The organism is Specibacter sp. NPDC057265 (assembly GCF_042668835.1).
Classification (GTDB): domain Bacteria; phylum Actinomycetota; class Actinomycetes; order Actinomycetales; family Micrococcaceae; genus Specibacter.
On sequence record NZ_JBHUYE010000002.1, the window covers coordinates 194,263 to 219,830 of the forward strand.

20 protein-coding genes are annotated in these 25,568 nt (G+C 64.1%); 9 read left to right on the forward strand and 11 right to left on the reverse strand.

Going from position 1 to position 25,568, the window contains the following annotated elements; translation table 11 throughout:
• Positions 1–207 precede the first annotated feature (207 nt).
• On the forward strand, positions 208–1,437 hold the full coding sequence (locus tag ACFUCV_RS02870) for a PucR family transcriptional regulator (RefSeq protein WP_380811810.1): 1,230 nt from the start codon (positions 208–210) through the stop codon (positions 1,435–1,437).
• 41 nt (positions 1,438–1,478) lie between these two features.
• Here ACFUCV_RS02870 and ACFUCV_RS02875 read toward each other — a convergent pair whose 3' ends face one another.
• Positions 1,479–1,724 carry a hypothetical protein gene (locus ACFUCV_RS02875; RefSeq protein ID WP_380811812.1) on the reverse strand — a complete coding sequence of 82 codons (246 nt, stop codon included), beginning with the start codon at positions 1,722–1,724 and terminating at the stop codon, positions 1,479–1,481.
• Positions 1,725–1,790: 66 nt separating this feature from the next.
• Here ACFUCV_RS02875 and ACFUCV_RS02880 point away from each other — a divergent pair, with 66 nt between their 5' ends.
• The gene (locus ACFUCV_RS02880) at positions 1,791–2,453 is read left to right on the forward strand and encodes a DUF3841 domain-containing protein (protein WP_380811814.1); all 663 of its coding nucleotides are present in this window, start codon (positions 1,791–1,793) and stop codon (positions 2,451–2,453) included.
• 371 nt (positions 2,454–2,824) lie between these two features.
• The gene (locus ACFUCV_RS02885) at positions 2,825–4,327 is read left to right on the forward strand and encodes a hypothetical protein (RefSeq protein WP_380811816.1); all 1,503 of its coding nucleotides are present in this window, start codon (positions 2,825–2,827) and stop codon (positions 4,325–4,327) included.
• A 93-nt stretch (positions 4,328–4,420) separates the two neighbouring features.
• Here the strand turns inward: ACFUCV_RS02885 and ACFUCV_RS02890 are convergent, their stop codons facing one another.
• A complete protein-coding gene (locus ACFUCV_RS02890) occupies positions 4,421–5,644 on the reverse strand; it encodes an ROK family protein (protein WP_380811818.1) in 1,224 nt (407 codons plus the stop codon).
• 265 nt (positions 5,645–5,909) lie between these two features.
• Here ACFUCV_RS02890 and ACFUCV_RS02895 point away from each other — a divergent pair, with 265 nt between their 5' ends.
• The 4 genes from ACFUCV_RS02895 (at position 5,910) to ACFUCV_RS02910 (ending at position 13,686) form a co-directional block, all read left to right on the forward strand.
• Positions 5,910–8,357, forward strand: a complete 2,448-nt coding sequence (locus tag ACFUCV_RS02895; RefSeq protein WP_380811820.1) for a phosphoketolase — start codon at positions 5,910–5,912, stop codon at positions 8,355–8,357.
• Positions 8,358–9,336: 979 nt separating this feature from the next.
• Positions 9,337–10,752 (forward strand): hypothetical protein, encoded by a 1,416-nt coding sequence (locus ACFUCV_RS02900; protein ID WP_380811822.1) that lies wholly within the window; start codon positions 9,337–9,339, stop codon positions 10,750–10,752.
• 82 nt (positions 10,753–10,834) lie between these two features.
• Positions 10,835–12,526 (forward strand): GT4 family glycosyltransferase PelF, encoded by a 1,692-nt coding sequence (gene pelF, locus ACFUCV_RS02905; RefSeq protein WP_380811824.1) that lies wholly within the window; start codon positions 10,835–10,837, stop codon positions 12,524–12,526.
• Positions 12,523–13,686 carry a putative glycoside hydrolase gene (locus ACFUCV_RS02910; protein WP_380811826.1) on the forward strand — a complete coding sequence of 388 codons (1,164 nt, stop codon included), beginning with the start codon at positions 12,523–12,525 and terminating at the stop codon, positions 13,684–13,686. Before pelF ends, ACFUCV_RS02910 begins: the two co-directional genes overlap by 4 nt.
• Here ACFUCV_RS02910 and ACFUCV_RS02915 read toward each other — a convergent pair.
• The 8 genes from ACFUCV_RS02915 to mptB (ACFUCV_RS02950) all read right to left on the reverse strand — a co-directional run bounded on the left by ACFUCV_RS02915 (position 13,652) and on the right by mptB (ACFUCV_RS02950) (position 21,012).
• Positions 13,652–15,109: a DUF4832 domain-containing protein gene (locus ACFUCV_RS02915; RefSeq protein ID WP_380811828.1), complete on the reverse strand. Its 1,458-nt coding sequence runs from the start codon at positions 15,107–15,109 to the stop codon at positions 13,652–13,654. The genes ACFUCV_RS02910 and ACFUCV_RS02915 overlap by 35 nt on opposite strands.
• A gap of 356 nt (positions 15,110–15,465) precedes the next feature.
• Entirely contained in the window at positions 15,466–15,927 is a 462-nt protein-coding gene (locus ACFUCV_RS02920) for a DUF3817 domain-containing protein (protein WP_380811830.1), read from the reverse strand.
• A gap of 344 nt (positions 15,928–16,271) precedes the next feature.
• Positions 16,272–16,853, reverse strand: coding sequence for a hypothetical protein (locus ACFUCV_RS02925; protein ID WP_380811832.1), 582 nt, complete (start codon positions 16,851–16,853; stop codon positions 16,272–16,274).
• Entirely contained in the window at positions 16,850–17,227 is a 378-nt protein-coding gene (locus ACFUCV_RS02930) for a PadR family transcriptional regulator (protein WP_380811834.1), read from the reverse strand. The genes ACFUCV_RS02925 and ACFUCV_RS02930 overlap by 4 nt, the downstream gene beginning before the upstream one ends.
• A 21-nt stretch (positions 17,228–17,248) precedes the next feature.
• Positions 17,249–17,662, reverse strand: a complete 414-nt coding sequence (locus tag ACFUCV_RS02935; RefSeq protein ID WP_380811836.1) for an SDR family NAD(P)-dependent oxidoreductase — start codon at positions 17,660–17,662, stop codon at positions 17,249–17,251.
• A gap of 97 nt (positions 17,663–17,759) precedes the next feature.
• Entirely contained in the window at positions 17,760–18,656 is an 897-nt protein-coding gene (locus tag ACFUCV_RS02940; protein ID WP_380811838.1) for an oxygenase MpaB family protein, read from the reverse strand.
• A gap of 14 nt (positions 18,657–18,670) precedes the next feature.
• On the reverse strand, positions 18,671–19,171 hold the full coding sequence (locus tag ACFUCV_RS02945) for a universal stress protein (RefSeq protein WP_380811840.1): 501 nt from the start codon (positions 19,169–19,171) through the stop codon (positions 18,671–18,673).
• A gap of 212 nt (positions 19,172–19,383) precedes the next feature.
• The gene (gene mptB / locus ACFUCV_RS02950; RefSeq protein WP_380811842.1) at positions 19,384–21,012 is read right to left on the reverse strand and encodes a polyprenol phosphomannose-dependent alpha 1,6 mannosyltransferase MptB; all 1,629 of its coding nucleotides are present in this window, start codon (positions 21,010–21,012) and stop codon (positions 19,384–19,386) included.
• Positions 21,013–21,238: 226 nt separating this feature from the next.
• On the opposite strand from mptB (ACFUCV_RS02950), the gene ACFUCV_RS02955 reads away from it, so the two are divergent.
• Together ACFUCV_RS02955 and ACFUCV_RS02960 are read left to right on the forward strand one after the other, a co-directional pair.
• Positions 21,239–22,645 (forward strand): glycosyltransferase family 87 protein, encoded by a 1,407-nt coding sequence (locus ACFUCV_RS02955; protein ID WP_380811844.1) that lies wholly within the window; start codon positions 21,239–21,241, stop codon positions 22,643–22,645.
• A 73-nt stretch (positions 22,646–22,718) separates the two neighbouring features.
• Positions 22,719–23,957 (forward strand): glycosyltransferase 87 family protein, encoded by a 1,239-nt coding sequence (locus ACFUCV_RS02960; protein WP_380811846.1) that lies wholly within the window; start codon positions 22,719–22,721, stop codon positions 23,955–23,957.
• An 11-nt stretch (positions 23,958–23,968) separates the two neighbouring features.
• Here ACFUCV_RS02960 and mptB (ACFUCV_RS02965) read toward each other — a convergent pair whose 3' ends face one another.
• Positions 23,969–25,465 (reverse strand): polyprenol phosphomannose-dependent alpha 1,6 mannosyltransferase MptB, encoded by a 1,497-nt coding sequence (mptB, locus tag ACFUCV_RS02965; protein WP_380811848.1) that lies wholly within the window; start codon positions 25,463–25,465, stop codon positions 23,969–23,971.
• Between the last annotated feature and the right edge of the window lie 103 nt (positions 25,466–25,568).

Consider the following 25,568-nt stretch of genomic DNA (forward strand, 5'->3'; position numbering starts at 1 on the left):
TGCTTGGCTGCTTGGCGGGCCAAGGGTGGGCGGTTTCAATGGCTACAACACTAGGACCGCTTTGTGAGGTGGCTCATGGTTGCCCGGCGTGGGCCGCCGTGGAAACCGCGGCAATACAAGGATTAGTCTCACGCCCCTGCGACATTTGTCGAATGCACCTGGGGCAAATGTCGGCTGTTGTCGGCGGTGCCGGTTTACGCTTGGGTGATGCGGAATCAGGACATTGAAGACCTGGTGGAACGGCTCGCCGTCGAACTGGGCCGGGGGCTCTCACTGGAGGATCTGGACGGGCTGCTGCTGGCCTACAGCGCCAACCAGTCCCATGCGGACAGGGTGCGGGTAAACTTCCTGCTCAGCAAGCGGGTGCCCGCGGACGTCAGCAGCTGGCAGCTCTCCCACGGCATAGCCACGGCCGTGCGCCCGGTGGTGGTGCCGGCCAATGCGGAGCTGGGCATGCTGGGCCGGATCTGCGTGCCCCTGCTGGTGCGCGGCTTCCGCGTGGGCTACCTGTGGGTCCAGCAGGATGTGGCCGAGCAAAGCGCGACGGCGATCCTTGCCCAGCTGCCGGAAGTCCGGGACTCGCTGGATCTGCTGGCCACGCTGCTGCTGGATTCCAACACCGCCGAATCCAGCCAGCGCCGTGCCAGGGAACAGCAGTTCCTCAACGCCGCCGAGGGCGACAGGCACTTGATTGAGGTGGTGTCCGAATGGCCGGAGATCCGCCAACGCGGCCCCTGGCAGCTTGCCACCGTCCATGCCCTGACTGATGTGGAGCAATCCGGTTCCGGCCCGGGCCCCGTGCCCTATGACCCCCTGGCCGCGGCACTGGTGCACCGCAGCGCTGGGCTGCAAGCCACGGTCGGCATTGCAGGGGCCTTGTTCACGGCGGCTTTGGGCACCCACGCCGTCATGCTTTTTCAGGCAACCCCGGGCAGGTCCGGACACGCGGCCGTCCTTGAGCGCTACACGGCGGAGCTGGCCAAGCGGACGGGCGCACCGGCGTCGAACGTGGTGATGGGGATCAGCGAGTCCTTCGCCTCCATGCGGGGACTGCCCATGGCCCTGCGGGAGTCGAAAATTGCCGCCCAGGCCGCCACCGTGGACCCGGCGCTGGGCACCATTTTGGATGTGCGCGGCGCCGGTGTGTACGAGGTGCTGGCCGGCGGGGCCGCCAATCCCGAGGACAGCGTGTACTACCGGCTGCTGCGGGACAGTGGCGGCGCCTCCGAGCTCCTGCCGGTGCTTGAGCTGCTGTATGACAACGACGGCGCCGTGGCCAGGATTGCCGGTGCGCTGCATCTGCACCGGTCGACCGTCTACAACCGGCTGGCCCGGGTCCGCAAAATCATTGGCGCCGATCCCCTGGCGGGACGCGTCAGGCTGGAGCTGCACCTGGCGCTGAAGGCGGCACGCTGGGCGGGGAGACCGCGAATATAGTGCGCGGGGCCATCACGCATCCGCTCCCCATGCAGGAAAATCTAGCGGTACCCCGGTTTATTGTGCTCACTCAGCACGATGCTGCCCCCTGCCCATTGCATCCCACAAGCCGGGCACTTGATGTACCAGTCGTTCGAAACAAGGCTCTCAAGCATTATGCCCACTTTCTCACCGCTGGAGGGGCACCGTCGTTTCAGCTCCTCCGCCCGCCCCTTCATGTCCTCTTCCGCTTGCATTTCTGCATAGAGTTTTTGAAAAAATTCCGAGTTGTCTTCGTAGCTGCCCATGGTGGGGACCTTACGCAGGCCCACTGACATTGACGTCTTGTCAGAGTCCTGGGGCAGAATTTCTGCATGGCTTCTTTTCCCATTCGATCCGCCCCACCGGACAAGGCTGTTCCTCCCGGAAGGATCGGCTATGACCTCGACGCAGATGTCCTTCTGCTGCACACCGTCCAGACGAATGCCGCCTTCGAGGAACTGTTGACTTCTGGCATGCTGCGGCAAAAGCCGGAGTTGGCCGACCCTTGGTTTCCGGATGCCTATGACTGGATGAACAGAATGATGGCTGCACGGCTGCCCACATCCGGCAACTCAGCACTGTGGTTGTGGGCAAAGATCCGCAGGCGCGATCTGGTCACCCACTGCCGGTACGGCCGCGGCCAAGTCCTGCTGACGTGCCGGATACCCCGCGAACGGGTGCTGCTCTCACATGACTCCAGCTGGTATTCCGCGCTCAACTGTTATGTTGCCGTTCCGAGGCTGCCGGGTGAGTCAGATGATGAGCGCCATAGGCGGTGGAGCCACCTTGACGACGATTTCAACGACCGCCTTCAAACCGCCGGCGCTGCCGATGCCCCAGTCCACCAATGGCCAAAGGAACTGCGTGAAGAGATGGAGGGGTCATGGGAGTGCATATTCGACCGCAAGCACTTCCAGGCCACGGACTACTGGCAGGCCACCGTGCATGAAATTTACGCTGGCGACGTGGTCGAGGCGGTCCGGATCGCGGCCTGACACCTGGCCTGCGTGCAAAGGGCGCCGGGTGGAGCCCCATCCAAATGGACAGCCCGCTCTTGCCCACCGGTACCCGTTCGAGCCCCATCCCGGCACCCCCGCATCAAGAGACACAGGAAGCGGAACGATGCGCCGTGACGCGGCCCACACCATTTTCCTGCGCCCCCCTTTCACCAGCAAGCACCGCGAGGCGCTTTGCCCTGCCCCATCGTCTTTTTGGCCAAAAAAAGCCCAGGTCCAATCCAACCCCTGTACGCGCCAAAAGCTAACTAGTAGGGTTCCTACAAGAGCGAGGAAATCGTTCGTGACCCCCCGGATGGCCCCACTGTGGTTCCCACACTGCATGCCCTCCGCGATGCGAAGGAGCATCCATGACACATCCAGCCTTCCCCCACCCCGGCACCAGCCGCCGTGACATCATGCGGGCCGGGGCGGCCCTGGTGGCCGCCGGTGGCTTGATGGCCCTGTCCTCGGCACCGGCGTCGGCCGCCAACACCACCTACTACGTGGCAGCCACGGGCAACGATTCGGCCAACGGCACCTCCCAGTCCACCGCCTGGCGTTCCCTGGCCAAGGTCAATTCCATGACCTTCGGCGCCGGGGACCAGATCCTGTTCCGCTCCGGGGACACGTTCACGGGTGTCCTGACGCCGCGCGGCTCCGGCTCCGACGTCTCCCGCCTGGTCTTTGGCCGGTACGGCTCGGGTCCCCGGCCCATCCTGCAGGGCGCCGGAGCGCTGCCTGCAACGGTCCACATCACCAACAGCAACAACCTCACCATTACCGGTTTGGAGATCACCAATACGGCCTCCACCGGCGGCTACCGCAGCGGCATCCTCATCACCACACCTGCCAACGGGCTGAACAACATCACCCTCCGGGACCTGAGCATCCACGACATCACGGGGTCCTCCTACACCGGCCAGGGCGATTACCCTGCAGCTGCGTGCGGCGGAATCAGCGTCACCAGCCCGGGCGAATCCGTGGTGAACAACCTCTTGGTCCAGGACGTCAAGATCACCAATGTGGACGACCACGGCATCCGGACCACGGCAACCACCCAGACGGCGCGCGGCACCAACTACACCTTCCGCTACGTGGATGTGGTCAATGCCGGCGGCAACGGCATTGTCATTGCCAATGTCAACGGCGCCCTGGTGGAAGGCTGCACGGTCAGGGACAGCGGCAAGCGCTCCATCGCCTGCGCGGGAATCTGGCCCGTCTACTCAAACAACGTCACCATCCAAAACAACGGCGTGTGGAACCAGACCACCATCACCAGCGACGGCTTCAGCTACAACTGCGACTGGCAGAACACCAACGCCATATTCCAGTACAACTACTCGCAGGACAGCCAAAAGGGCTTCTTCCAGTCGTTCTTCCAATCCACGGCCATTGTGCGCTACAACATCAGCCAGAACGACTGGTCGGGCTTTGCGTTCTACGGGGCGTCCGGCCTGCAGATTTACAACAACACCGTCTTTGGCCGCAGCGGCTCCAGCGGTGCCATGATGAACAGCTTTGTTGACCAGGGCCGCACCCCCTCCAACAATGTTCTGACCAACAACATCCTGGTGAACAGGGGCTCCGGCGGCTACGCGAACCTGGGCGTCTCCTACAACCGCAACTTGTTTGCAGGAAACCACCCGGCCACCGAACCCGCTGGCGGGGCAAAGCTTATTGGCGAGCCAAACCTGTTCGCGCCAGGGACCGACTCCTCGTGGGCGGCCCAGGGCTACCGGCTGCGCGCGGGCTCGCCGGCGTTGTCCAGCGGGGTGCTGATCCCCGCCAACGGGGGCAAGGATTACTACAGCAACGCCGTCAGTGCCTCCGCGCTGCCGCATCTGGGCGCGTACAACGGCCCCGGCCTTTAAGAATGGCCATTCACCAAGCAGCATGACCGGCCGGGCCGGTGGACCTTTCCCTGGTCCGCCGGCCCGGCACCTTGGCCTCCAGGCAAAGCCGCCTTACGGCCTCCGGGGCAGGTTCGGTTCGGCCACCGCTCCGCCCCACAGGTCCTCGCGGGCCAGGGAACGCCCCAGTTCCAAAGCCCCTTCCAGCTCAATTAGTTCGTGCGCCTGGCCAGCCACCACGGTGGCGTCAAAGGGCGACATGGTGGCAAATGCGCGCCCCACCCTGGCGGCCAAATCGTCCCCGCCGCCAAGCGCCGTCGGCCCCTGCAGGATGAAAAGCCCCGGATCCACCACGGAGGCAATGGAGGCGCAGGCGACGGCGATCCGGCGCGCCACCTCGTCGGCATATTGCTGCTCGGCGGCTCCGGACGCCTGCGCGGCCAACTCGAGCAGGGAGCTTGGACTGTGGCCGGCCAATCCCATGTCCTGGGCCAGCGCGCGCAGGCCCTGTTCCCCAATGGAGGCCTGCAGATCGCCTTCGAAGCCGCCCGGCTGCGGGCGGACCGACGGCACCGGCGAGCCGGGAACGGGCGTGTACCCGATCTGGCCCGCGGCCCCCGACGCACCCTTCAGCGGCTTGCCGTCCACCATAAGGCACGCCCCCACACCCGTTCCCATCCAGAGCAGGGCAAACGTGGCGGGGACGTGGCGCCCGGGGGAAGCCGATTCGGCAAATGCCGCAAGCTGTACGCCATTGAACAACTGCACGGGGGCGGAAAGAAGCTCCTGCAGGGGTGCCAGAAAACGGCCCTGCAGGTGCGGCAAATCCCAGGAAAAGCCCAGGTCGCCGGTGGCCGCGGTGACAACGCCGGGAACGCCCAGCACAGTGCGCTGGACCGAACGTGCAGGCACACCGGCTTGGGACAACACCGAAAAAACCACCTCCGCCACCTGCTCCGGCAGCGGAGTGCCGTCGCAGGGCCGGTCAACAAGCTGCAGGGCCGGCCCGCCCATCAAATCCCCCACGACTGCGCAGACCCGGTTGTCACGGACGTTGGCACCCACCACAAAATTCACGCCGCGGACAAGTCCGTACAGGGTGGCCTTGGGTCCAAGCCGTGACTGGCGCTCCTCCCCCACGGCCTGGACGTGGCCGGCGCTTTCCAGCCGCTTCACCAGCTCAACCACCGTGGGCTGGGAGATCCCCAGCTGCTCGCGCAGCTCGGTCCGGCTCAATGGCCCGCGCAGGGCCAGCAGGTCAAGGGCGGCACGGTCGTTCAACTGCCGTGCGAGCGCGGGCGTGCGTTGGGGGGAAGCGGCCACACTGCCATCAGACAATTGGCTCCCTGCCTTTCCCACCATCCTGGCTCCAAACATCGAAGTGTTCCGGGGCCACAGGGTCCATGGGCGCACCGGCAGGGGCCGTGCACGTCCCCCGCTCCCCCAGCCTATCGGCAGGACACGGCACGTTTGTTCCTGCGCCCGGGAAACCCGCCCAACATTGAGCCCGGGCAACCAACCCCCTAAGCTGGCAAAAGTGGCCTTCCCTGGATTCGGCCGATTGCTTGGCTCGGATCCACCCCGTCAGGAACCGGAGAACGTTTTGAACAACCAGAACAGCCAGCCCGATCCCGAACAGCCAAATCACCAGGATTCAACAGCGGACACGCAGGACTTCACGCTCCTCAACCGCTACTGGGACGCCGCCAACTATTTGACTGTGGCGCAGATCTACCTGCAGGAAAATGCCCTGCTGCAGGATCCCTTGAAGGCCGAACACATTAAGCCCCGCCTGCTGGGCCACTGGGGAACCGGCCCCGGCCTCTCCCTGGTCTACGTGCACCTGAACCGGCTCATCCGCAATACGGGCGCGAAGGTCCTGTTCCTGGCCGGCCCCGGACACGGCGGTCCCGCAGTCATTGCCAACCTGTACCTGGAGGGGACGTATTCGGAGGTCTACCCCCGCGTGGACCAAAACCACGACGGGCTGCGGGAGCTGGTGCGGCAGTTCTCCACCCCCGGCGGCATTCCCAGCCACGTGGGTCCGCCCACGCCCGGTTCCATCCACGAGGGCGGGGAGCTGGGCTATTCGCTGGCCCATGCCACCGGTGCCGTCCTGGACAACCCCGAACTCATTGTGGCCTGCGTGGTGGGCGACGGCGAGGCGGAGACCGGACCGCTGGAAGGCTCATGGAAGGCACCGGCGTTCATCAACCCGGCCCGGGACGGTGCCGTGCTGCCCATCCTGCACCTCAACGGCCACAAGATCTCCGGCCCCACGGTCCTGGGACGCCAGTCCGACGAACAGATTGAGGCGCTGCTGCGGGCACATGGCTGGGATCCCGTCGTTGTCTCCGGCAGCGACCCGGAGCTGCTGCACCCGCAGCTGGCCGCAGCCCTCGATGACGCGCATGCCAAGATTGTCAGCATCCAGCAGCAGGCCCGCGAGCATGGCGTGGACGGCCCCGCGCCGTGGCCGGCCATCATTCTACGCACGCCCAAGGGATTGACGGGTCCGGCCGTGGTGGACGGCGAGAAGGTGGAGGGCACCTTCCGTTCGCACCAGGTGCCGTTGTCCGGGGTCCGCGAAAATCCGGAACATCTGGCCCAGTTGGAGGCGTGGATGCGCTCCTATGCGCCTGAAACCCTTTTTGACGCCACGGGCCGGCTGCTCCCGGAGCTGGCCGCCCTGGCCCCCGAGGGCCAATTGCGCATGGGTGCCAACCCGGCGGCCAATGGCGGGGCCAATCCTGTACCGCTGACCTTGCGCCCGCTGGAAAACTACGCCCTGGACGTGCCCGCCCCCGGCGCCACCAAGCATGAGACCACCAAGGTCCTGGGCGAAATGCTCCGCGACATTTACCTGGACACGCAGGACGATCCCCGCTTCCGGCTGTTCAGCCCCGATGAAACCAACAGCAACCGCCTGGGTTCCGTCTTTGAGGCCACGGACAGGTGCTTCATGGGGACCGCGCACGACGGCGACGACCACCTCTCCCCCGACGGCCGGGTCATGGAGGTGCTCTCCGAACACCTCTGCCAGGGCTGGCTTGAGGGCTACCTGCTGACGGGCCGGCATGGCTTCTTCGCCACCTACGAGGCCTTTGCCATGATCAGCGCCTCCATGACGGTCCAGCATGCCAAGTGGCTCCAGCATGCCCGCGAACTGGAGTGGCGCAACCCCGTCCCCAGCCTGAACATCCTGCTCACCTCCACCTGCTGGCGCAACGACCACAACGGCTTCAGCCACCAGGGCCCGGGCCTCATTGACACGGTGTTGTCCCTGGCCAGTTCAGTGGTCCGCGTGTACCTGCCGCCGGATGCCAACACCCTGCTGGCGGTGTCCGACCATGTTTTGCGCAGCGAGGACTACGTGAACCTGGTGGTGGTGGACAAGCAAAACCACCCGCAGTACCTGAACATCGACGACGCCCGGAAGCACGCAGCGGCCGGAGCCTCGATCTGGCACTGGGCAGGAAACGAAGCCCCGGCCGGGGACGACGGCGGAAAAGCCGCGCCCGACATCATTCTGGCGAGCGCGGGCGATGTGCCCACCGAGGAAATCCTGGCCGCGTCCTGGCTGCTCCAAAGCTGGGTCCCGGACCTGACGGTGCGCGTAGTCAACGTGGTGGACCTGATGGTGCTGGCGCCCGGGGACGCCCACCCCCATGGATTGTCCGAGAAGGCCTTTGCGGAGCTGTTCACCACGGACGGCGAAGTAATCGTGGCCTGGCACGGCTATGCCCGCGCCTTCCACCAGCTGCTTCACGGCCGCCCCCATCCAGGCCGCTTCCACGTCCGGGGCTACAGCCAGCAGGGCACCACCACCACGCCGTTCGACATGGTGGCGGTCAATGGGATGAGCCGCTACCACCTGGCCCTGAATGCCCTGGACCGCGTCAGCGGTGACTTTGCCGGAGCCCGCGAACTGGCCGAACACTGTCACGGGATGCTCGCCAAGCATGAAAGCCACATCCGTGAGCACCTTGAGGATCTGCCGGAAATCCGTGACTGGGTCTGGACCCCGCCGCAGCCGCCGGAAGGCGTGTGAGCGGCGGAATTTAAAAGGCTCCTGAGCTGACGGATTCCTCAAGACAACCTTCCGCCTGGATCTGCCGGAATTTTTTCCGGCAGGTCCAGTGCCTGCGCTGCCCGGCCGGGGCGGACCCCCTCCGGCCCCGCGGTGCAGGTGCTGGGGCCACATAGTCGGCGGTGTGCTGCTTGTGGTCTTGACGAAATGACTTGACCATCATGCCCCGGGCGCCCCCAAGGGCAGGCCGTTGCCCCCGGGCACATTCTGCTGCTGTCCGGGACAGGGAGGCACCGCCTGCCGGGTCGAGCCGGCCCGTTTCAGACGCGCCCTAAGCTGGCCGGCCGGCACGCCAAGGGCCCCGGGCCGCTGCGCAGCCGGCTTCTCCGCCGGGCCCGGTGCAGCGCACTTCTGCCGTGCCTGCGAAACGGAAAAACCCTGGCCTCCGGCACTCAAAGGCATCCCCGGGCGAAACCGCCAAACGCAGCGGGCAAGCTGGCCCTGCAGCCAATCCAGAGGAAACCTTCAGGCGTTCTTGAGCCGTTCGGGAAATCTGAGGAATTCTTGATGCTACGGGAAGAGAACCTTCAGATGGGGATGGTTAGCTTCAAGGGTGGAAGACACCGTGTGTTCCACCCTGCTACGGGAGGTGCCGGATAATTTCCCGCCGGCGGCCCGCTGGGGCTGGAATCTCCCTTCCAAGGGCTTGGGCCTATGCTTTTGCCCCTGCCGAGCCTGGCGGGCCTCCCGCCTGGCAATGTCTGGCGACTGTACGGGAAACGGCCCTCAAACCGGCGCGGAAGCGCGCCGCGCCGCCGGCAGCTTCAACCAAACAGGCCTTCCTGAGGCTTGCCTTTTTTACTGCACGAGCCACGTCTGGCGCATCTCAACCCAAGAAGCTGAGAGCAAAGCGGCGTTGATATCCCAGCCCACACCATTGCCTTAGAGGAAGGAACGACTTCTTGTGAAGTTCCTGATGCAGGACTCGTACACCCGACAAATGTCCGCGTTGATTGTCTTGGGGCTGGTGTTATCGGCACTGGTTCCGGTGGCCCTTCAATTTTTGCCCGAAGGCACCACGCTGCCAATCCTCGCTGCCGCTGTGCTGCCGCTGCTTTTGGCGTTGGCGCTGATCTTCAAGCCCGGCATCAGCGGACCGCGGCCGGCCACGGAGAGTCCGTCAACGGAACGGATGGGGTCCGCCCTCCTGCTGTATCTCTCACCCGTCATCCTGTTGAACGTTGTGTATCCCCTGGTGAGTCCCGCCATGGCTGCCCGGAACATTGACGGGGTGCCCTTGGCCATGATTGTCCTGGCCTCTTCCATTACTGTGCCGTGGATGGCCCAGGCTGCATGCCTGCCCATTTACCGGGTTCTTGGTGATCTCATGGCCGAACGTGATTTTGTGCAGATCACCCGAAGGTTCTGCCAGTCCTGGCCAATGATCTTTGTCCAATCCCTGCCCTTGATTGCCGTGTTCGCTGTGCCCATGTGGCTGGCAACAGGGTGGTCGGTGAAGGTGATGCTTGACTATGCGGTCCTTTGTGGACTGCACCTGCTCTTCGTGCAATCCCTGGTGCTTGCCAACGTTGCCAACCGCCGGGGATTGTGGGCCATTGCGTGGACGGGTTACGCTGCGGCACTATTCATTGCCCCCACCGTGTGGTGGCTGCCGCCGCTGGTGGGCACGGCGACCCAACTTTTGACCGTGGGTTCCGGCCTTCGCCACCTGTCCTTTGCCCGACGTCTGGGCATGGGCGTGTTTGCCCGCGATCTGGTCCGCGGGCTCCTCATGGGCGCAGTTTTGTGGTCGGACAAGTTCGCCTTGTTCCTCGTCACCGGCGGCAATTTCCAGGTCGTGGCGGTCTTCGCCGCCATGCTGCCGGCCGTCATTGCCTACAACTATTACTTTGTCCACCTGGCTCCGGGCATCGACAAAGCCCTGCACGGCCTGCACCGGGACATTGCCGAAGCACCCATATCCGCCCTTAAAGGCAGCTCCCGCCGGCTGACCCGCGTGGTGGAAAGGTCTGTGGTGCTCACCGCCTCCATTGCTGCCCTGCTGACACTTTCAGTGTCCCTCGCCATGGCGGGTGTGGCTCCCGTGCACATCCTCTTGGCGGTGGCGGCAGCCATGGCGTCGTGGGGCTTTATGGTTTTGACGCTTTTGAGTTACGAATTGGACTTCATTGGCGAGAAACTCACACCACAAATCATTGGGGCCGTGCATCTGGCCGTGTGTTTCCTGGCCTTTTTCAGCGGCGGCCTGGTGGGCCCGTTCAGCGGGGCGGTGGGAAGTTATCTTCTCCTGGGCGCGGTGGACATTGCCCTGATCGGCATCGCCTGGATGTTCTACAAGCACCACTGGCGCCAGCCTGAATACACACTCTTCTGGCGCCACGCCACCGCCTGGTAGGCGGCGCAAGCAAACCATCGGCGGACACCCGCCACATCATTGACCTGCACGCCCGAATATCCAGTATGTCCAAGGGGAAAACATGTACTCGATCGCCAGAAACCGGAAGACGCCGCAGAAGGCCAGGCTGCGTGAAACCGCTGCCGTGCAGGAGAAGGCGCCTCAGCCTGTCTATGCGGACGTGGATGTTGCCATTGTCATGGAATCCACGTATCCGTACCTTAAAGGCGGGGTCTCGGCCGTGGTCCATGACATCGTCACCCACAACCCCGACTTGAGCTATGGAATCATCCACATCACGTGGGATTCGGAATCCCCGCAGACGGACCTGTACGGGATGCCGTCCAATGTGCAGTGGGTCCGGACCGTGTACCTCAGCATGGAAGAACACCGGCAGGATTTTCTCTCCGTATCCGCCCAGGATCTGGACATGACGTCGGCGCAGCGCGAGGCACTTTCCCACCGCCTCTTTGACGCTCTCTACGCTTTGTCCGAATCCGGCGAGGTGGACGGTTTGTGGCAACTCATCGACGAGGGCCTGAATGAGCGCACCCGGCAATACCCGCTGTGGGCCCTGTTGGGTTCCAGGGAGTTCATGGGCACGCTTCAGGAGCGCATGCCGCAACTGAATTTATCCTTGTCAGACTCATTCTGGACACTGCGCAACTTCTTCTCCCTGGCCTTTGCCGTACTCGGCGAAACCATGCCCCGGGCCAGCGTCTACCACGCCCACACCACCGGTTACGCTTCGCTGCTGGGCGCGGCCGCCGCACGGGACCATGACACGTCCTTCCTGCTGACCGAGCACAACCTCTATGTCCGCGACACCATCAACACCTTGTTGGACCGCAACATGGCCCTGTCCATCACCGAAGACGACTACCGCAGCTTTGATGTGACAGCTGAGCAGCGCGCCTGGATGGCCTGGTGGACGGAAATGGGACGCTTCTGCTATCCCAGCGCCCAATTGATCACCTACCTCTACCCCAGCGCCATCACCGAAGCGGCCCGCCTGGGCGCCGACATCGATAAGTCCGTTGTGGTTCCCAACGGCATGGTGATCGCGGAATTCGATGACAAGTTCCGTGCCCGCCAGCAGGTACTGGAAAAAATAAAGGGCGACAGTTCCAGCCACACCTGGCGTCTTGTCTACATTGCCCGGGTGGTCCCCATCAAGGGGCTGCTGGATTTGCTCTCCAGCATGCACATTTTGCGGGACCGCGGCTACCCAAACCTGCATCTTGACGTTCTGGGTCCCACCGAGCATGTTCCCGAATACTACGAAGCCTGCCTGGCTAAAATTGAAGCCCTGGGGCTGCATGACCAGGTCACCATCCATGGCACGGTCAATGTGCGCGAAATGCTTGACCAGTTCGATCTGCTGGTGCTGCCAAGCTACAACGAAGGCCAGCCCATCGTCATCCTGGAAGCCATGGCCGCCGGCATCCCCACTGTTGGATCCGACGTCGGAGGTGTGGCCCAACAAATCGCCGATGACCTCATCACCCCCGATGGACGCACCATTGGTCCGTGCGGGGAAACGGTGACGCCCGGGGACATTGTGGAAATGGCCGACGGCATCCAGGCAGTGCTGGGAAATGTTGACGCATACGCCGACTACGCCGCCAACGCCCGCCTGCGGTTGCAGGAACTGTTCCAAATGCATGAGGTGATGTCCTCGTACAACCAGATTTACCGTGCGGTGGGCAACCTTCCCGATGCCCAGGACAGTTTCATGCTGCCGACGGAAATCTTGCAAACGGTCAAGCTGTGAGTGGTGTGGGGGCCTGGATCCGCTACGGGGATCCCATCAGCACCGAACAGCTGACATTCGCGGCCAGCCACTACCGGGCCGCCATTTTGCAGCCCTGGGAACTGGAGGCGGCAACGGAGTTGAAGCGGCTCCGTCCGGACATGACGATGCTTTGCTACAAGTGCTTGTCCTCAACCCGGGACTACGAGCCCGGCCCGGTGTACACCTCCGGAGTGACACACCAGGAAGCCCTGGACGAGGGGGGAAGCTGGTTCGCCAAGCGGCTGGACAATACCCGCATCCAGTGGAGCGGGTACCCTGGCCATTGGCAAATGAACGTCCGTGATGTCCAGTACCGGAAGCGCTGGGTTGAAAATGTCACAGCCGAGCTGGCTGACTCCCCCTTCGATGGTGTCATGGCGGACAATGACGTTTTTGAGGACTACTACCAGCTGGACCTGCCCATCCAAGGTGCCGCTTCAATGGCGGATCTGCGGGAAGGGCTGGACCTGCTGGTGCATGCTGCCGGCCAATCCCTGAACAAGATCAATAAGATCCTTGTCCCCAACATTGCCGAATCGCGGCGAATTCCGGGTCGATGGGCCTCCCATGCGGCGTACGGCGGCGGATTTGAGGAAGTATGGCTCGGCTATGGCCCGTCGAACCTTTTCGATCCCCGTACGGCCGAGGCGCAGCTGCCACAGGCAAACGGTCCCGGCTTGTCAATATTGCGTGTTCCCACGGATGGCAGCGATCAGCACCCCAATTTCAAATACGGGCTGGCCGCCTTCTGGATTTTCAGCTCAGGGCGGGGTTCCTTCACGGCCACAGCCCATGACGACTACAGCCGCACCCAACACATTCCGGAACTTGATTGGGATCTGGGCGGCCCCGTGGAACAACCCCAGGGCCGCGGCCACGTCTGGTCCCGGGAGTTCAGTGAGGGTTGGGCTGCTGTGAACTTCAACGATGACGGCCGCCGCAGGCGGAGAATCAAGGTCCCTTCAGGGCTGTACGATGCAGCAGGCAACCCCGCCCCCTCATCAGTGGTGCTGGTGCCACAGCACGGCGTGATCTATCAAGGACGGGCCAAGAAACCCGTTGGCGCGTTTCCGGCGCTGTCCCGGCAGTCACCCTGGCGCACCTTCAGCGTCCCGCCAGATACCGGCTGCCAAGGGTAAGCCACCCGGCCTGGGTCTGGTCTTGGGAGGCGTTGGCGAATTTCACGGGCACGCCGTTGTCCAGTGGATTGACAATCCGCACCAGCAAAGTGTAGTCACCGGCGGTGAGCCCGGCGCCGTCAAGAGGAGTGTCCCACTGGATCGACATGTCCGTCTTCAGTTCCGAAATCCGCCATCCGGTTTTCCAAACCCGGACAATGTTTCCGGCCTTGGCGGCGGCAACCTCCACAGGCCAGTCATAGTAAAAAGGTGCAACTCCGGTATTGCTGACAGCCAAGCTCAGCGTGCCCTGCCCGCCGAGGCCTCCGTCTGAGACGACGAACCGTGTGGCCTGGAAACGGTATCCCAACGCTTGGGACGCGGCGGTGGCGTTGGCCAGCGCCTGTCCCGCATATCCGGGGTTGAAAGCATGTTGATTAAGGATCCAGGACGCGTGTGTTGCGTGGGCGCTGCCTGCAAAGTCGTTGTGGGCACTTTCTTCGATGAGGGGGCACCGTTGGGGTGTGTCGAAGATGCAGTGCTGTATCTCTGGACGCAATTCGCCCCCGACCGGTTCCTTCAGCCACTTGTCGGCCGCGCCGGTCTGTGCCAGCTTGTCCATAAAGTGCCACCCGGGGCCCGGCAGGGTGCCTACGGCGAAGGAGTCGTCGTGGTAACCAACGTTTAGATCCTTGTTCGCCGCATCGGGGTACCTTACCTGCAGCTTGGTCTTGGCGAAGGCCTGGTCATAGGCCAGCAAAATCCGCTGCTGGGTGGTTGCCGAGGCACCCCAGTTTTCCGGGGCCGCCCACCCGTCATAAGGGTAGCTGTGCCATTCGCCCCAAAACCCCAACAGGCCCATTTGGACAAAGCCGATCCGTGGATCACCGTCGTACCGGGCCCCGAGCGCCGCTATGAAGCCATCCAAAGCGTCCAACAGCCTGGGGTCCTCGTAGTCCGGGGAGAGACTCAGTCCATGGTTGTCATAATCCGGATAATGATGGGTGTCCAGTCCGGCAGCCAAAAGATGTTGGGGAATGCCGGAGGCTTTGCCGGGATAGTCCAAATAAAACCTGAAAACTGCCTGATGGCCGCGGCCGGCTATCTCATTGAGCTGTGCTTCAAAACTTGACCAGTCATAGCTTTGTGGAGCTACGAGCACCGAATTGACAGGAAAATAAAACCATTCCATGGAATGGGGCAGGCCTTCGTAACTGCCTGCATAGGGAACAAACCCCGCCAAGGGGTTGCTTGCAGGAGCGGCGCCGGCTTCCAGGACTGTCCACTCCCCCGACTTCCCAGCCGCTTCCGCCCTGAAAAACCCGGCGGCCGCAGGGACGGTCAACAATGCCAGAGCCACCATGCTGATGACCAGGACCCGGGTGGAAAGGCGTGTGCACTGCCATGAACGACGCAGGCGATACTCCAATGTATCCAAATGCACTTTCCCTTGAGAAGTGGTGTCAAGCACCAGTGAGACCAAGACGTGCATACTCCGCCATCAGGCGGCGCTTGCACCTGATCATAAGGGAAAAGGAATAAATTCCTCAAACTGGTTTCCGCAAAGACCGGTTCGCTGGTGGACACCGATTTTGGCCGGGGGCCGCTGCGGCACGTGGTCCAGCCAGGGGCCTGAGCCGAAGCTGCCGGTCCTGGCAGCCCGCATGCTTCGTGGCCGGGCCGACGGCACAACCGCCATCAACCTTGCCTGGCATGGCGGTCCGAAACCGGGGAGGACAAGCTGAATCTTCAGCGTGGCGATGTCTGCTGCGGCATATCCGCAGGGGCGCCTTGACGGCTTTAGGCGCGGCCTCCGGGAGGGCCCATGAACATCATGGTGGCCATGGTGCCGCCCACAAAGACCACAAACGCAATCCCCAGCAGCACGGGCCGGTTGAGCATCCAACGCAGCACCACGTTCACCCAGTGCCCGTCGCGGGGATGGCCGGTGGCGGTGGTGCGCCATCCGCCGTTGAGCTTGTCATTGCGCTCCAGCCACCTGTCAAAGGGAATGGTCAGATATGGAATGAAAGCGGTCAGTGCCGCCCCCACAATCAACCGGATGCGCCAGCGCTGATTCAACCCCACGAGAACCGCCGTGGTGACGTAGGCAATGAACACCAGCCCGTGGGCAAAGCCGCCCACGGTGACGGGCCAGTCCCCCACCTTCACTGCGTACTTGAGGATCATCCCGGCAATGAGCATGGTCCAGGTGATGGCCTCGGCAATGGCGATGGAGCGGTAGAAGATGCGCGGCGTCATGGGCTGAATGCAGTCCTTGGCTAGTCGGGTTCACGGGCGTGGAGAGCCGGGAACAGCCTAGCGATGTTTTCTGGGAATCCGCTGCCGAAACCAGGCGGCGAAAAATTATTAGCCTGCAGCAGGCCCGATGAGCCGGCCGCGGCTGACCCGCTGGGGAGATTATTTTTCAGGGCGCCTGACGGTGCCGGCACAAAATATTGGGCCCGCTGCCGCAGGATGGTGGATCCACTGCGGAAAATGGACCCGCCGTTTCGGACCTCAGGCAACGCCGGCGCGGCTCCCTGCCTGCTCAAGATCCGCCCGCAGCCCGGCCGCGCCGCTTGGGGGAACAAAGCTTTGCCGAATCAGCGCCTGCGGCCGAACACCCGCCAGGCCCTGCTCGCGGGAATGAAGGCAATGGCGGCAAGGAGCAGGGGGAACCACAGTGCGGCATTTCCACTCCAGCCAATGCCTACGCCGTCGTCTTGGGAAAATGCCATGACGTTGAGGAAAAAGAACCGGGCGTGAAATTCCCCGCCGGCCTGCATGGTCACAGCCAGCATCCCCATGGTGAAGGCGAAGAGGAAAAACCAGTAGACCAGCAGCAGGCAGAGGGCTGCCACCACCCCCGCCGTCCACAGCGGCCGCGATTGATCAGCACCTTCGGCGTAGTTGGCTGCCAATTCACATGGTTTGCCCAGCCCGGCCAGGACGTCCTGCAACTGTGCACCTTCGGCATCCACCTCAATGCTGTGGCGTAGATCGGCCAGGATCCGCTTGCGCACACGCGCCGGGACCCTGCCATCGAGATGGAGGTCCACTGCGAATAAATACCGTTCCCTGGCAAGGGCATCCCGCCATCGGATTTTTGGCCGCCGGACCGGCGTTGTCCCGCTGCCCTGTGGTGGCTGGTTCATGTCCCCGGCGTTCGTGTCCGTGACGTTCATGAGTTGCTCCGCTCGTCGTTGCGCTTGATTTCCCCGCCGGCAGTGGACAGGCCCCGCTCGGCCACGGCAGCAACTTGCCGCCACTTTTGTGCAGCCTCACGGCGGGCCTGTGCGCCCGCTGGGGTGAGTGCGTAGTACTTCCGGGCCGGACCCGAGGCCGAGGGCTGCAGATAACTGCTCAGCCAACCATCGCGCTCGAAGCGGCTCAGCACCGGATACACGGCCCCCGTTGCCAGCCCTGACAGCCCCAGGGAGCGCAGACGTTCCACCAGTTCATAGCCGTAAGAGGGCTGTTGTTCAAGCAGCGAGAGGATGAGCATCGGCAGCACTCCCCTAAGCAGTTGAGGGTCGTGCTGCATTGCGGGGTGTTCCATGCCAGTATTCTTCCACAGCTATTAGTCAGCGGCTAGTAGCTGCTGCTTGTGGTTTGCGCGGTTGCTTTCCGACGCCGGTGCGGGGCGGCGGGGGCTTGATGAAACTGCGGGCAAATGGTCCCCGGGGAGACCGCCTCCGGCCTTGGTCAAGGATCTCCGGGCATGCTTGCAACAGATGACCACGCCGACAAGGTGCACAGCAATACCGCGGTGCATGGCTGCCGGTTCATCCTGTTCCAGTCGCCCCACGGCAGTGCCAGCACCGGCGTTGCTGACCACGCCCATTTCCGCACCAACACGATCTGCGGCCTCGCTCAATGCAGTGGCCAAGGCTTCGTCGACGGTATCCACCTGCACGTCCAGGGCACCTTGGCCAAGCATGCGGATCTTCGCGGCGACAGGCTCGGCGGACTCCCCATCCGAATGAAAATCCACTCACCACCTCCCAACCGGCCTGGGCCACTTGGGCCCTGATCTGCCATACCGATCCCCCGCAGGCGGCGGCGCCGGTGCGGATCAGTGGCTGAGGCCACTACCCCAGACGTGCCAGCCGGGCGCGTGCAGCAGTCTCGCTGGGACCTACCGGCCCCAGACCCGCGTGGACGACGCCGAGCGCGGCCTTGGTGGCCAGGCGCACCGGCAGCTTCAGTGGACCAAGCGACGGCACCTCCAACCCTAAAATGTCACGGTACTGCGGCGGCAGCGCGGCCACGGCGCCGGCAAACAGGATCTTGTAGCCTTGCTGCTGGGAACGCGGCAGCGGCGGTTTTTTAATGAATGCCACGGTTTCGGCCACACGTTCGTCGTAACGCAGCTCCGGGCGGAAGGCCGCCAGTTGCGTCTGCAGCCCGGACACCGTGGTGGGCGGGCCATCCACCTGCATGAGCGCCCCGGCCACGGCCCAGTCGGCGACGTAGGCGTCGGGACCGCCCGGAATGGGAGCCCCATAGGCAAGGTGCGAACCCAAAAATGCCTGGGTAAAGGCCAAATGGACCCAACGCAACAAGTCCGGATCGTTGGCCGTGTAGGGTCGCTCCCGACCACTGTTTGTGGTGTAGTTCCCCCGCACATGCTTGTGGATGGCCAGCACCTTGTTCGACGCCGTCCGTGCCGTGGCGGTGTCCGCATAGGTGAGTGTGAAGATCCAGCGGATGGTGCCGGCGAGCCGGCCCAGCGGGTCCTGTTTGTAGTTGGAATGCTCCAGCACGCCTGCGAGCGCCCCCGGGTGCAGGGCCTGGATCAACAGGGCCTGGATGCCGCCCACAATGGGCGTCATGGAGCCGTGCACAGCCCAGGCCGGCGAATCCGGCCCGAAGTACCCGCCGTCGTCGCCCTGGGCCAGGTCCAGCTGCCACTGCGGAACGGCGGGGGAATTGTTGCTGAAGGTTCCCTGCAGATCCGTGCGCCAGGAAGAAATGATGTTCGCCATGCCCCCAGTCTGCCCTAGCCGTGGAGCGGCGGGCGGGCATCGACGCGGGGAATCGCCAACACCGGGATGCGTTGGGTGGCCAGCAGCTTGCGCACCACGGAACCGGCCAGAATCTCATTGACACCTGCCAGCAGTCCGGGGCGCCGGGCACCGACCACAATGACGGAGGCTGTCATGGCTGCCGCGAGCCTGCCCAGGGCCATGGCGGGGTCTCCGCCCAACACCCGGAAACTGCACTGCAGACCGTGCTCCTGCACGGCGGCCTGGAGCAACGGGCCAAGTTCGCGCACGGCGGTGGCGGCGTCATCCTCAGGGTCCAGGGCGCGCTCCAGGGAGTGGCCCAGGACATTGCCGCTGGGGTCCCATTCAATGAGGTAGCTGCCCGGGTCCACGTAGGCGCCGATGAGGTCGGCACCCGAGGCTGCCGCAAGGGAAACGGCGTAGGCCAAAACGGCCGGATCCTGATCCGGCTGCATCCCCACAATCACGGAACCGTGGCCAAATCGAGGTTTCATGGCGCGCCCCCGCGGTTGGTGCCCGGCCCTGATTGTGCGGGCTGTGCTTCCATCTTCCCGTATTGGGCGTCATTGCGACACCCAACGGCCAAAAATCCCTGTTCGCCGCCTGCTCCCGCCACCGGTTCCCACAGGCGGCGATCATTGCCCGGTCGCCGAAAAACCGCCCCAAACACGCACCTTCCCGGCGCCGTCATCACGGCGCGGGGCACTCAAGCGTTTGCAGGGGCTTTCCTGCCCCGGCGTTGCCATGCCGGCAGCAGCAGCAGGCTGCCGGTCCGTTGATCCCACAGCAGCACATACGCCACGCACAGCACCCCCGCCACAATTGCCACGGTGCGGATGATTCCCATGGAAATCCATGGGAACACGCTGAGCTGGTCGGTCAGGGCAATTAAGGTGAAAAAGCCGGTCAAGAAATACACCACCTGCGTTTGCCGGCCCTCGGTGATGCCCGTCATGCCAAAAAAGGCCAGCAGCCACAGCATGTACCAGGGCTGGATCACTGCAGAGAGCAGCACGATGGCGGCAAATGACCAGGCCATCCGCCGTATTACTGCCTGGCTGTACGCCCCGGCGCCGTCCAGGGCGGGTGCGGTGCCTGCGTTTGCTTTTGCGCTTGCGGCACCGGAGGTGGCCGGAAGCTTCACCGGCAACAGCGCCAAAGCCATGACCAGGACAATGGAGACCAGCTGGCACACGGTTTGAATGATGTCCGTCACGGCGGCACCGGCCCCGGCGCCGCCGAACAAGGTGACCACCCAGCCCAGGGCGTTGGAGAACAGCCCCACGGGTGCATACCAAATCCATACCGCGCCAGGAGTCTGCAGGGCCCCGATCCAGCCAAAGCCCAGCCCGTTGAGAAAACCCATGGCTGCCATGACGGCCATGGAAATGGCCAGGGTTGCCGCCCACAGGCCGAACTTGCGCAGCCATCCCGCGCGGGCTCCGGCCCACAACAAGCCCACAAAGGGCAGGGCAATCAAGGTGATGGGCTTAATAGCGATGGAGGCGGTGACCAACAGGATAGCGCGGATCGGGCGGTGGGTGGAGGCGAAGTACAGGCCCGCAACCACCAGACCCAGCATGAGGGAATCATTGTGCACGCTGGCCACAAAGTTGATCAGGACCACCGGGTTCAACACCGTCAGCCACAGCGTGCGGTGCGGATTGAAGCCGTGCCTGCCCGCCAGCTTGGGGACGTACACGGCCAACAGGACAATCCCGGCCAGGCACGCCAGACGGAACGGGATGAGGGAAATTTCCGGGCTCGCCGCCGGGATGGACACCGCCAGCAGCTCCAACCACAGCCACACGGGGCCGTAGGGCGTGGGTGCTTCGGTCCAGAGCGTGTCAGGGCCCAGCACAAAGTAGTTGTTGAGGGAGGAAATGCCGTCGGTGTAGGGGTTCAAGCCCTCCTGCATGAGCCGGCCCTGGCCTATGTAGGCGTAGGAGTCGCGACTGAACAGCGGCAGTGTCAGCATCATTGGCGCCACCCACAGATAAAGCGCCTTTTTCAAGACCGGGGCGGTTTCCTCCCCCCAGCCGTCCAGGTGCTGGCGCAACCGCAGCCAGGCCCGGAGCAGCAGCGCCGCCCCCACGCACAGGAGCACGGTGCTGATGATGGACGACGCCGTGGTGGTGCGCGCCACAATGAAGATGGGGTTGCGGATGAGCACGGAGCTGCCCGCCATCCAACCCACACCCAGGGAACCCAGAAGCAGCAGGACCGAGCCGGCAAAGCCCTGCCAGATCGCTGAATTGGCCGTGCCGGTGCGCAATCGGTACTTGTGTGGCACTTTGGATTTCACCTCCGGCAGGGCAACGCGGGTGCTGGTCAACTCATAACTCCTGAACTCGTTCGGCCACGAAGCCTGCGCCACCACCGGCCTTCTTCGCCCCGGTCCGGCCGGGGCAGTCCCAGTGCGCTGCGCTAATATATAAGCAGCCAAGACATTCGTCCTTGGCATTCTACCCACTCCCACCGGCAGACCCGGCGGGCCTTGCGAGCAAGCAATGCCCCCTGCTGGACCATGCCGGCGGTCTGCGGCCACGGCCGCCGCACTCATGAGAAGGACCAGACCCATCTCCTCGGATACGTTTTTCGCATTTCTCACCCGCGCCAGGGATGCCCTGCTGCCGTCAGGGGTCCAGTCGTGGCTGCTGACGCCGCGCGGCCTATGGATCGTTTTTGCCGCAACCCACCTTGTGGCCCTGGTCCTGGCCGGACTGTTGTCCCTGCGGGGCGAAGCATTCAGCGACACGTACATTTACCGCATCTGGGCCTCCGTGGACTTTGACGGTTCCCGCGTGGCCGGACCCAGCCCGTGGGTGTACCCCATCCTGGCGTTGATCCCCATGGCGGCGGCGCATGTTTTTGGTCCCGCCCCGTTCTTCTTCCTCTGGGTGCTGATCATTGCGGTGTTGAACACCTTCGCGGTGGGCAAGCTGACCCGCTGGGGCCGCAACCGCCAGGCCATCCCGGCGGCACTGTGGTGGATTGCCTTCACCCTCCTGCTGGGCTGGCTGGGTTTTGCCCGCGTTGACGGCATCACCGCCCCGGTGGTCCTCTTTGCCCTGTGCCTGGGTGCGGCCAGCCCCTTTGTGACCTCGCTGCTTTTGAGCGTGGCAACCTGGACCAAGGTGTGGCCGGCCGCCGTGGTGCTGGCACTGTTCACAGTGGTCAAGCAGCGTGTGCAGGTGGTTTTGGCCGGCGTGCTGGTGACGGCCCTGGTGGTGGCGTTGGCCCTGGCCATGGGTGCCGTGCCGGAGCTTTTAAACTTCGCGCTGGAGCAGGGCGACCGCGGCATGCAGCTGGAAGCCACCTTCACCACCCCCTGGCTGTGGATGAGCGTGCTGGGCCTGGGCGGGGCCCGCATGTACATGAACCAGGACATCAACTCCATGCAGGTGGACGGGCCCGGCTCGGACATCATGAGCGTATTGATGCAGCCGCTGCTCATTGCCGCGGCCCTGCTGGTGGCCGCCCTGATTTTCTGGGCCCTGCACACCGGCAAGCGCAACGGCGGCGCCGACCGCACCGCCCTGCTGCTTTTTGGCGCCCTGGCCCTGGTGGCCGCGTTCATTGTGTTCAACAAGGTCGGTTCGCCCCAGTTCATGGTGTGGCTGGCCCCCGCCGTCGCCGTGGGCCTGGCCCTGCAATGGCAGGCCTGGCGCATCCCCGCCACCATGTTGATTGGCGTGGCCGTGCTGACGTTTTTGATCTACCCGCTCTTCTACGACGCCCTCTCCCACAACAACCCCCTGATGGCGGCCGTGCTCACCGCACGCAATGTGCTGCTGGTGGTCTTGTTTGTCTGGAGCGTGCGCCAGCTGTTCATCATGGGCCGCAACCCCCAGGCCATTCCCCGGCACGACGCCGCCACCTCCTTCGCGGGCACCGGCACTGCCGCCGCGGCCGGCACGCACGCCCCGGCCGCCTCGGATCCCGGCACACTGGCCAAGGAGCACTGAAATTTCCGCCCCGTCCTTTGACTCGCTGCTGGCCAAGGCCACCACAGTCCGCAACCGCTTCCTGAGCCCCAAGGTGCGCACCTGGTTCCGCACGCCCGGCAGCGTCTGGTGGGGCTATGCTGCCGTCCACTTGTTTTTCCTGGCCTGGATGATGAGCTTCATTGTGCACGGGGACACCTTCAGTGACACCGAGCAGTACCGCCAGTGGGCCCTGTTGGGCTACAACCCCGACTTCCTGGGGGACGTCATCAGCCCCTGGGTCTATCCGCTGCTGGCCCAGCTGCCCATTTTCGCCGCCAACCTCTTTGGCCCCTCGCTGTACCTTTTGGGGTGGACCCTCATTGTTGCTGCCTTGAACGCCGTGGGCCTGTACTTTTTGCTCCGTGGCGGGCGGGCCAGGCAGGGCGTGGCCCCTGCCTGGTTCTGGCTCTTTTTCACCATGTTCATGGGCTTTCTCAGCTTTGCCCGCGTGGAAGGCATCACCACCTCCCTGGTGCTGGTGGCGCTGCTGTACGCTGTGGAACGCCCGGCAGCCGCGGCCCTGCTGCTGGCGGTGGCCACCTGGATCAAGGTCTGGCCGGCCGCCGTGGTGGCGCCGCTGCTCATTGCCAGTGCCCGGCGTCTACAGGTTTTCCTGGTGGGCCTGGGCGTCAGTGCCGCCGTGGCGCTTTTTGCCGTGCTGACCGGCGCCGGGGACCATCTGCTGGACTTTGCCATCAATCAGGGGGACCGGGGCATGCAGCTGGAGGCCACCTTCTCCACTCCCTGGGTGTGGCTGAGCGTGCTGGGCGTTGCCGATTCCCACATTGCGGACAATGTGGCCATCAACTCCACCGAGGTCCACGGTCCGGGAGCTGAGATCGCCGCCTGGCTCATGCAGCCGCTGCTCATTGTGGCGGCACTGGTGGGGGCCGCGCTCATGGTGTGGGCGCTGCGCCGCGGCGCCGAGCGCGGGGAGCTGCTGTTGGAGGGATCGCTGCTGATGGTGACGGCCTTCATTGTGTTCAACAAGGTGGGTTCGCCGCAGTTCATCATTTGGCTGCTGCCGGTGGTGGTGGCCGGTCTGGTCCACGACTGGGAACGCTGGAAGCTTCCGGCGGCGCTGCTCATGGGCATCGCGTTCACCACTTTCATCATTTATCCGCTGTTTTACACCCCGCTGATCCACGCCAACCCCATCATGGCCGCGGTGCTGACCATCCGCAACGTCCTGGTGGTGACCCTGCTGGTGTGGGCCGTGCGGCGCACCGTGGAGCTGGGCCGGGCGGCGGCCGGCGTGGCGCACCAGGACGCCCGCGGACACCACAGCTAGATTCCCGCTGCTCAGGGTTGTTCCGCGCTGCGGCCAAAGAGCAGCTTGCGCGTGTGGATGTCCAGCACCAGCAGGTACCCCACCACGCTCAGGGCCACCACCGAGGAAAGGGTTTTGGTGGCCACCGGCAGTTCCACGAACTGCCAGGCAAAGAGCTGGTCCTGGGCCCCAAACACCACAAAGAAGCCCACCACCACGTAACAGGCCTTGATCTGCCAGTTGTTGCGGATCCCGGTGGCCGCCAAAAAGGGCAGGAACCACAGGATGTACCACGGCTGGATGATCGGTGCCAGCAGCACAATGGCGGCAAAGGCCAGACCCAGGCGCCGCACCACGCGTTCGGGATCGCCCCGGAGGATCAACCACAAGGTGATGGCAATGCTGGCCACCGTCAGGAACGAGCGGAAGCCTCCCGCCACCGCTCCGCCGTCCAGGCCCACGGCATTGAACAGCGCCTCCACCAGCTGTCCGCTGAAGCCCGAGGGCGAATAGCCGGTGTAGCCGGGCGTGCTGTCCAAAATGGCCCAGGTCCAGCCAAAACCAATGCCGCGCGGCAGGCCCAGCAGCCACAGCAGGAACAGGCTCAGGGATCCGGTGGCGGCCCAAAAGGCAAAGCGCCTGCCCCAGCCGGCCTTTTTCCCCGCCCACAGAAGCCCCACAAACGGCAGCAGCAGGATGGTGATGGGTTTGACGGCAATGGAGGCGGTCACCAGGAGCACGCCCAGCACGCCGCGCCGGTTGGCTGCACACCAGACGCCCGCCACGGCCAAGCCCACCATGAGCGCGTCATTGTGGGCACTGGCCACAAAGGAAATCAAAAACAGCGGATTGGCCACTGAAAGCCACAGGGCACGTGCGCCGTCCACGCCGTGCTGGGCGGCCAGCTTGGGGATGAAAATCACGCACAGTGCCACCCCCGCGCAGGCAATGGCCCGGAACAAAAGCACCGAAAAATCCGGTTGGGCGCCGGTGATGCCCACCACGGCGCGGGCGAGCCACAAAAACACCGGCCCGTAAGGTGTCCGGTTCTCAGCCCACGAAGGATCGGTGCCCAGCATGAACCAGTTGTTCAACGCCGAAATGCCGTCATTGTAGGGGTCCAGACCTTCGGCCATGAGCCGGCCCTGGCCGGTGTAGGCGTACACGTCACGGGAAAAAATGGGCACCGCCAAAAACAACGGCGCGCTCCACAGGCACACGGCCGCCACCACCAGCCGCAGGGTGCCCTGACCCCAACCGGCCAGCCGCTGCCCCAGCCGCAACCAGGCGCGCAGCAGGATCAAGGCGCCCACCGTCAGCAGGATGATGGACGTCATGACCCCCGCACCGTCGGTGCGCATGGCAATGACCAGCGGATTGCGGATCATGGGGGAACCATTGGCGATCCAGCCAACCCCCACCGAGCCCGCCAAAATCAGCAGCGAACCCAAAAAGCCCTCCCACAGGGCAATCCACGGCCGCACCGCGTTCGGCGCCAACTGGGTGGGGACCGAAGGTGTTGCAGCCATCCCAAGTCTCCAGCCGTCGTCGTACGTTCCATGGTGTGGGGGCGCAGTGCCGCCCGCAGGCTGATTTTACCAGCGCGGGCCCGTGCATCAGGATCGCGGTACA

What these genes read in the sequence shown, in the direction of transcription:
- ACFUCV_RS02955 (WP_380811844.1), top strand. Translation starts at nt 21,239, where the DNA reads ATGAGAAGGACCAGACCCATCTCCTCGGATACGTTTTTCGCATTTCTC.
- ACFUCV_RS02920 (WP_380811830.1), bottom strand. Translation starts at nt 15,927, where the DNA reads ATGACGCCGCGCATCTTCTACCGCTCCATCGCCATTGCCGAGGCCATC.
- ACFUCV_RS02925 (WP_380811832.1), bottom strand. Translation starts at nt 16,853, where the DNA reads ATGAACGTCACGGACACGAACGCCGGGGACATGAACCAGCCACCACAG.
- ACFUCV_RS02940 (WP_380811838.1), bottom strand. Translation starts at nt 18,656, where the DNA reads ATGGCGAACATCATTTCTTCCTGGCGCACGGATCTGCAGGGAACCTTC.
- ACFUCV_RS02875 (WP_380811812.1), bottom strand. Translation starts at nt 1,724, where the DNA reads ATGGGCAGCTACGAAGACAACTCGGAATTTTTTCAAAAACTCTATGCA.
- ACFUCV_RS02885 (WP_380811816.1), top strand. Translation starts at nt 2,825, where the DNA reads ATGACACATCCAGCCTTCCCCCACCCCGGCACCAGCCGCCGTGACATC.
- mptB (WP_380811848.1), bottom strand. Translation starts at nt 25,465, where the DNA reads ATGGCTGCAACACCTTCGGTCCCCACCCAGTTGGCGCCGAACGCGGTG.
- pelF (WP_380811824.1), top strand. Translation starts at nt 10,835, where the DNA reads ATGTACTCGATCGCCAGAAACCGGAAGACGCCGCAGAAGGCCAGGCTG.
- ACFUCV_RS02880 (WP_380811814.1), top strand. Translation starts at nt 1,791, where the DNA reads ATGGCTTCTTTTCCCATTCGATCCGCCCCACCGGACAAGGCTGTTCCT.
- ACFUCV_RS02945 (WP_380811840.1), bottom strand. Translation starts at nt 19,171, where the DNA reads ATGAAACCTCGATTTGGCCACGGTTCCGTGATTGTGGGGATGCAGCCG.
- ACFUCV_RS02870 (WP_380811810.1), top strand. Translation starts at nt 208, where the DNA reads ATGCGGAATCAGGACATTGAAGACCTGGTGGAACGGCTCGCCGTCGAA.
- ACFUCV_RS02900 (WP_380811822.1), top strand. Translation starts at nt 9,337, where the DNA reads ATGTCCGCGTTGATTGTCTTGGGGCTGGTGTTATCGGCACTGGTTCCG.
- ACFUCV_RS02930 (WP_380811834.1), bottom strand. Translation starts at nt 17,227, where the DNA reads ATGGAACACCCCGCAATGCAGCACGACCCTCAACTGCTTAGGGGAGTG.